General features: G+C 38.6%; 7 protein-coding genes. 3 read left to right on the top strand and 4 right to left on the bottom strand.

Translation table 11 applies throughout. The annotated features are described in order from the left end of the window. The first annotated feature begins 364 nt into the window (after window positions 1-364). Window positions 365-688 carry a hypothetical protein gene (locus ACFIO3_RS05840; RefSeq protein WP_375607073.1) on the top strand — a complete coding sequence of 108 codons (324 nt, stop codon included), beginning with the start codon at window positions 365-367 and terminating at the stop codon, window positions 686-688. A gap of 894 nt (window positions 689-1,582) precedes the next feature. Here the strand turns inward: ACFIO3_RS05840 and ACFIO3_RS05835 are convergent. The 4 genes from ACFIO3_RS05835 to ACFIO3_RS05820 form a co-directional block, all read right to left on the bottom strand. Next, entirely contained in the window at window positions 1,583-2,752 is a 1,170-nt protein-coding gene (locus ACFIO3_RS05835; protein ID WP_375686773.1) for a DUF6990 domain-containing protein, read from the bottom strand. A gap of 13 nt (window positions 2,753-2,765) precedes the next feature. After that, a complete protein-coding gene (locus ACFIO3_RS05830; RefSeq protein ID WP_375607075.1) occupies window positions 2,766-3,140 on the bottom strand; it encodes a hypothetical protein in 375 nt (124 codons plus the stop codon). 724 nt (window positions 3,141-3,864) lie between these two features. Next, window positions 3,865-4,044 carry a hypothetical protein gene (locus ACFIO3_RS05825; protein WP_375704195.1) on the bottom strand — a complete coding sequence of 60 codons (180 nt, stop codon included), beginning with the start codon at window positions 4,042-4,044 and terminating at the stop codon, window positions 3,865-3,867. Window positions 4,045-4,846: 802 nt separating this feature from the next. Continuing rightward, window positions 4,847-5,350: a hypothetical protein gene (locus ACFIO3_RS05820; protein ID WP_375704194.1), complete on the bottom strand. Its 504-nt coding sequence runs from the start codon at window positions 5,348-5,350 to the stop codon at window positions 4,847-4,849. 985 nt (window positions 5,351-6,335) lie between these two features. Between ACFIO3_RS05820 and ACFIO3_RS05815 the strand changes: the two genes are divergently transcribed. Then, window positions 6,336-6,899 carry an NADPH-dependent FMN reductase gene (locus ACFIO3_RS05815; protein ID WP_375607079.1) on the top strand — a complete coding sequence of 188 codons (564 nt, stop codon included), beginning with the start codon at window positions 6,336-6,338 and terminating at the stop codon, window positions 6,897-6,899. 18 nt (window positions 6,900-6,917) lie between these two features. Then, window positions 6,918-7,433 (top strand): short-chain dehydrogenase, encoded by a 516-nt coding sequence (locus ACFIO3_RS05810; protein WP_375614465.1) that lies wholly within the window; start codon window positions 6,918-6,920, stop codon window positions 7,431-7,433. Window positions 7,434-7,753 lie beyond the last annotated feature (320 nt).

The following is a 7,753-nucleotide window of genomic DNA, read 5'->3' as shown; positions in this document are numbered from 1 at the left end:
AGCCCTCAAAAAGAGTGCATCTTTCCCCTCAAGGGGTTTACTCAACTTTCATCGCATATCATTTTTATGAACCCTCATTTTTATGAATCCTTGATCAAAGATACAAAAAGAAGTTTGCTAGCAACTATTGTATCACCCACCTTATGGGATTCCACTTCTCTACAGAGCTTTCAAACTTTTTTACGCCTTCATAAAGTCGAATCTGAAAGAATTCATTAAGGCAATTAAGGGTAAATTTTGTCAATTTCTAGACAAAGTTTATTCTTTTTTGTGATTGTTGTATTTTTACTATAGTTATTTAAATCGAATTTATATATGATACGTATCGATATTTATTTATAGAAATAAATATAGGAGAAAAACTATGAATATCAGATATTTTTTCATAGCTGGGGCTATTACAAGTGGTTTAGCTCTCGCGATTCAAAAATCTGATCGTATAGTCAATAAACAACCCTCTCCTATTGTTGCTCCTTATACTATTGAGAAAACAACTTTACAGTTTGTTAAACAAGTAAGGGACACATCGGATACATTGAATATACTGAGAGTCAGTAATAGAAGCGCATCAGAACAAGCATCCATCAACGATATATACGATAAAGCAGAAAATTTATTGAATGCACTAGCTGGTTTTTTAGGATCACTTATTATATATTTCTTACAACTTGTTGCTAATAAAATATAAGATACAAAAAGTTCTTAAAGTAAGGTTATATACATTTTGTGTATATTGTAAAAATTTAAATAAAAAGGCCCTTTATAAAATGGGGCCTTTTTTAGTTTAATTTTTCCTTTGTTTTAGTTTAATTTTTATTGTGTTTTTATTTTTATTGGCCAAATATCATCGCCTTCAAAAATGCCATTTTTACTTGTCTCACATCTCAAATGACAAAGGCTCTACCCCCCTAGCTTCCCTCCCATAGCGCTTTAGTTAATAAGGGTCCGCAATCTTCTTGTTTTTCCCAAAAATTCTTCTGTTTTCAAGAAAATGACCATGCATCCCCTACGTCATCGAATTGGCTTCCAGATCTCCATGAAACAGACTTAAAAACACAAAAATACCATAAATTTTTACATCAATATCACCATACTGAAACACTGTTGAAGCTTAACAAGCGCTGCTTCATTGGCAAGGACTTCTTAAAAAGACAAAAAACACCTCAAAGGCAAAAGAGCTTAACACTGCTCAAAAATGGCATTTTTGCCTTCCTCTCATCTCAAATGACAAAGGCTCTACCCCCTTTTAGACTCTACCCCCTTTTAGGCTCTACCCTCTTTTATAGCTCCCCCGTAGCACCCCTTGAGTCAATGGAGCTTTCCCTCATAGCGCTAATTTATGAGCATTTTCTAACAAAACAACAGAACCGTCTTAAAGAAGAGAGCGAATTTATAATTGATTTTTCTCCCCTATTCTTGAGGATCAAGCCATTTTCAGTCTATTTTTTAAAATCTTGGCTATTATTCTCGATTTTTCGAACACTTTATTTTGCTCTGGTAAGAAAGGTGTGAAAGCGTCTCAATCATAGCGCTTTCACATCTTTTAAATAAGAGCGCTTTTCTTCAACAGGAGAGTACAACACTAATCAATTTTTATATCCATAAATGCGATTTTACCATCTTTAATATAAGTAATATCAGGAGCATGTTTTACCCCCTCTGCTTCAAACACGAACTGTTCATCACTCACCCCTTCAAATCCTTGTTCTCTTAATTCTTGTTTTTTCTCCTCAACTAATTTTTTATGAAAATCTCGTTTTTGATTACACAAATTAAGGTTTCTATCTCTAAAAAGCTGATAGTCCATGGCTATGGACAACTTCTCAGCAACCCGTTCCAGCAGATCGTAACTGAACTTTCCTTCCCTTTCCACTTCTTGAGCGATCACCATCGCGCGTTCCAAATAAACTTTTTCAATGGTTTCATCAAAGCCAAGCTGGTTCCCTGCCGTAAAACTTTCGTCATAAGAAGCTAAAGTCTCCACATCGCCCAGCAAAGCAAGAGCAGCAAGATGCAGCAAAGCATAAGGTGCGAGCTCTATGTCATCATCCGGTGTCCAAGATAAAGAGTCTTTTTCCCAAGGAGGAAGACGATATTGAGAGCGAAAAGTTTCATGCAAAGAATCATCTTCCATTGTCCATTTTAAAGTTTTTTCAAGCGCTTTTTTTAAACACGCGGCACTCACTTTTTCTTCAAAAATTTCCAATCCATTGGGTACAAAATTCATAAATACCGTTGGCAAAACCCCAGAATTATGAGGATTAATCGTCTGACAAGCAGCCGCAAAAACACCGCTCATAATTAAAAGCCCGCGATCAAACGGGGAAAATTCTTCCACGTGTTTTTCGTTATAAAGAAACTGCACTTCGCGATCTGGTAAAAAGAGGGTTGCCAAATAATCTCCTTTTCCCTCGATGTCCACCGACCACCCCAAGCTTTTTAAAAGCGCTGTTGCACTTTCTATCGTGAGAATTTCATCATCATCATAACCGACAAAGGGTTCTTTTTCCTTTTCCTTTAGTTGCAAACGCCTCTTCTGCAGCACGGCTTCATCTTTCCAAAACTGCTGCATTGCAAGATCATTTTCTTTAAGCACGCGTTCCAACGCGCCTTTCACTTGGAAATTCATTTTCATCCGTTTAAAGACAGAGGTATAAAGAGCTAAAACAAGCATGATAATGATCATGCAAATAACAATAAATACCCAGAACTCGGGATCTAATAGAAGTACAGCTATAGGATCACTGTTCATTTTTCCCCCCTCACTATTTACACAACCCGTGCGACAGAGAGCTTATTTGCTCTCGCTCAGAGAGCGCTTCGTCTAGTTTCTGAATATTTTTGTATAACTCACCCGTCACTTTGGTGCGAAGCCGTAACATAACCGGAATAAAAATAATGACACAGACCATTATAATGTCCGTTGTTTTAAGGAGAACGGCATGCACAACATATTGCCACCCTGTCAGCTGCCAATTTAATACACCTGGTATTCCTAGAACCATTCTCCAGATGACAAAGACAACAGCAATAGCAAAAATAACTTTATAATCCTTTGCTGAGAGCAACACTTGCTGAAGCGAAAAAGAATGCACTCCTTTATGCTTTTCTTGCTCTGATGTCCAATTTTGCTCCTTCATGTATTCCCCTCTCACTCTTTGAAAAGCCCCGTGTGACAGAGAGCTTATTTTGTCTCACACAGAGATTGCCTCTTCTCGTTTCTGGATCTTTTTTTCCAATTTACGCATTTTGATGATGCAAAACCCAAATACCACCGGAATAAAGAAAAGTACACAGGCCGTTATGGCTTACGTCATAATAAAAATTATAATATTCCTGCTGCCTTGGCCCCTCTTGCCTTCCTCACATCTCAAACAGTGAAGATTTTCAAACCGTACCAATCTATAAACAATAGTCACAATTCAGCTTTTTCTTCCTAAAAATTCTCCTATTTTCAAGAAAATGACCCTGCATCCCCACTTCAATAGGATTCATTTCAAAGCTTGAATGAACAAGGCTCCTAAAAATACGAAAACAACCCATATACCGCGCGGCGCCTACGAGCAAAACCGTTCCTTCCTCAGGACTCAAACGATAAAGTAAGTCTCAAGCGCTCACTCTAGGCTCTAAACCCCACGGGCTCTTATTCCCTTTAATCAACACTGATCCATAATCGGCTTTTCTTCCACTCAATGCCATCCTCAACACTGCCCCTTAGAGCAATGTTTATGGACAACCCATAAAGAGCACCAAAACATCTCAGAGGCAAAATGGTATAGAGAGCAATCCCTGTAAATAATGGTATAGAGAGCAATCCCTATAAAGGCTGAATCTCTCATAATTTCTTCATTATTTTTCCCCCTCTCATGACTTCTCAAACGCTGTATCCTGTTCTTTCAAGACGTTTTTCAGTTCTTTTCTTAAACAGCGATACATTTTCGCCTGCTTAAAGACACCATAATAAAGTTCCAAAATCATCATGGGAATAAAAGCAACCCCCAATGTCACGAACATAAGCACGAGAACAAATATCATGACAAGCATATCACTCCTTTTTTCTCTATCGCCTTTTTTATACCGATCCTTTTGATCGGTTATTTTACCCCGTTGCTAATCTATTTCTTTCAATTTCCGAATATTTTTTACCAACAAAAGCCACAATGTTATGAAGAGTATGTACAAAACTGGAAACAAGACCCAAACACACATTGTAATAACTTTCCAAAACGTACACAGAGAGAGAAAAAGGGGTGTATCCTGCCACCCTGTCAAGTTCTCTTGGCTACCCAAAGATGAGAGAAAGAAAATCCTATTCCATAGCTCAAGAGAGAAAATGCTGTACTCTTTGCTATCCAAGGATGAGAGAGAGAGAATCCTGTTCCACAGCTCAAGAAAGAAAATCCTATTCCATAGCTCAATAATGAGTGAGAGAAAACAAATGACAACATGCTCTCCCACAGAAAAAACACTTTTTTCGAAAAAATGGCGCAGTCCATTATAAAATGCTGAATTTTTCCCCTTCATTGCTCTTCCTTTTTATGAAAAACGCATTTCTTTATCTCATGCCCGCTCTTTTAAGAACCACGAAAAGTACAATGCATGGTGCTTCCCTTATTTTCAATAAAAACCCCTGATTTTCTAAAAGCGCGGTTGCTCTTCCAAATGATTAAGAGCATCTTCCTCATTACAAACCTGATAGGCTTCTTTATCCTCTTTACCTGATGATTTTCCAACCATCCCCTCTTCTTGTGTCACAAGCTTCCAAACAGTGCCTCTCCCCCCTCACAATAGCTACGCAAGCGCCTTGTCACTCTCTTTTCCTATGCGTTTTAATTCCCGTTTCACTCTACAATACGTTCTCACGCGCTTGAAAACAAAATAATAAAATTCTAAAATGAGCATGACAACACCCGCAGGAAAAAAGACGTCTAGCAGAAATATCAACCAAAAATATACGATAAAAAAAACTGCTTATTCTTTCTCTATTGTTTTTTACCGGATTATTTTGTTGATCGGTTGTGTGACCCCGTTGCTGGATAGCCTCATCCAACTGCTGAATCATTTTTTTTAACAAATACGTTAAGATGAGATAAAGCACCAATAAAACAGGCATCAAGGCAACAACAACAACCATGATGACTTCACGCATCACAAAGAGCGACAAAAGAGTGCTATCCTGCGATACACTCAACGACCACTTGGATTCTAATGGGATCAAAAGAGCTTTATAACCTATCCCAATAAGGATAGAAATAAGACAAATAATAATATGATCTTTATAAGAACAAAATGATTTTCCAAAAACAAAAGAGCACCGTTTGTTATAAAATGTGTAATTTTCCCCCTTCATTTGCTCTTCCCTTTTATGCAACTGTTTGTCCCTAACTTTTATAAGGACACGAATAACCTCTCAAGCACAATTACATCCATTGTCGTCAAACAGAATACCTCAGAGAACACTCGTATTGCATATTTATGTTGCCAATACTTTTGCCAATTCACGTGCTTGTTTTCAAGAAACATCTCTCAACACTTGCAAACCAACACGCATCACCCCCATTTCATGAACAGCCCCCATGAAAGGGATAACAATAGCGCCCCCATGAATATACCCCCCTTACTATAAAATCTATCACCCCTATTGTTTCAATAAAAAATGTAATCCGGCACCATTCATATACGCCCCCTGCGGCCTCTACAATAGCCTTACCCTCCCCTTGCAACAAGCACGCCATAACTCCATTCCTCAACACAGACACCCCCATTACCCTAAGGCTCCTACAACAACCCCACCCCTGCCCCAACAACAGCCATATCCCGCCTTTACGATAGCCTTTATCCCTTGAAAAAACAGAAGCATTTTTATTCTTTTCTCATTGTTTTCGGCCCCCCACTAAGACATAAAAAAGGGAACTTCCATTGATTTGCAAATGATCGCGCAATAAGAGCATTTGAAATGAGAAAATCTAACAACTTTCTTATTCCAATTAAAAAAGCTCAATGATCATTCAAAATACGATGATATCTTCCATATTTCATTAGAGTTCTTGCAAGGCAATAGCTCAGAACATATTCATAAAAACGCTTCTAAGACACGAGACAGCCGCTATTTTTGAGATCACGCGTTTTAATATTAATGAAAGCACTAACATTCCCTTACAAGTTTGAGGTGTTGTTTTGTCAACAATCTTGTTAGCATGGACTGATTCTATGATGATGCGATATCATCACAATTGCTCTTTATGGACAGCATAATGATACGCATCATTTTACTCATAATTCTTTATAAGCCTTGCGTTATAGGCTTGTTGGGAAAAAAATAAAGGAGAATCCTGTTGAATATAGCAATTATTTTGGGGTCTGTGCGTCAACCTTCCTTAACAAGAACTTTAGCCAGTTATTTAGCGGATTGCCTCATGAAGCGGGGTGCATCACTTCATTGGGTTGATTTGCGTGAACATCCCTTGCCAATGACAGATCCAGATTATCATCAGCAGGTTGAGGCTAATCCAAGTGCTGCAGTCCGTGAGTTTGTAAAAACCATTGCAGCGGCTGATGGTGTTATTCTAGCAAGCCCCGTTTATCAAGGGTCTTATTCGGGTGTTTTAAAAAATGCTCTTGATAATTTAGCCTATAATGCCTTTTTAAATAAACCTGTTGGACTTATCTCTCATGGGAGTACGGCCAAAAAATGCGCACAACCTTGTGAACATTTAGTGCCGGTGGTGCACACGCTTTATGGTTACACACTCCAATGTCAAATTGCCTCTTCCAACGAAGATTTTTCCTCAGATGATGAAGGTCGTACTTGGAAAGTTATAAGTGAAGAGGTACAAACACGTTGTGAAAGACTTGCTGATGAAATGTACACATTTTTAAAGCAAAGAGGTGGGATTTAAAGCAATAAGGGAGGGGGCATGAAAAAAAAAGAGGCGCGCTATCGTTATTTAGTGGTAGGGGGCACAGGGATGCTTGCTCCTTTGTATCAATCACTAGAGCCGCAAGAAGTGATTATTGCTGCACGCTTTCTTTCCCATAAAGTCCAGCTTGAGGCATTGCACAACAAACAGTTGTGCGTGTCGTTGGATTATGATTGTGCGGCATCAAAGGCGCAATTTTTAGAAACTGTGAAGCAATGGCATGATCTAAAATATTGCATATTATGGATTCATTCGCCTGCCCATGCATTTTCCTGCGCATTAATTGAGCAGTTAGCTCTTTTGCCTAAACCACCATGTATTCTTCATATTTTTGGTTCCAACACGCATGATCAAATAATCCTCGAGTGCGCACGCAAAAACAAGGTTGATTTTATCCCCATTCAATTAGGACAAAAAACAACCCCAAAAGGTTTACGACGGCTGCCCCATCAGGAGATAAGCCAACAGGTACTGGATGCCATAAAAAACCATATGAATAAACAAAACTTATGATCAATACCTCTGCTTTGCAAAGAAGCAGTGCCCCTTCAAACTCTATCCATACCCAAACACCCTCTTGAATAACTCATACTCTCTACATCATAGGCTTTTAGAACGAACAATCCCTCTCCTTTACGCCTCTAAACAGCGTCCTTATATCAACAGCTCCAAAACCAAACATTTTTTTCCTCCTCACACGGGCTTATCCCCCTCTCACAACCCTCACAGCCCTTGATCAACCACACACACGCTATTACAGTTCCACGTTTTTACGATTTTACAAATTCACAGAAAACAACAAACTTCCGATCAACAGCCCCATTAAAGCCTAT

This window comes from Bartonella sp. AD328YNZD, from assembly GCF_042196425.1.
Note: the sequence above shows the minus strand (reverse complement) of the source record. Positions and strands in the feature narration are given on the sequence as shown.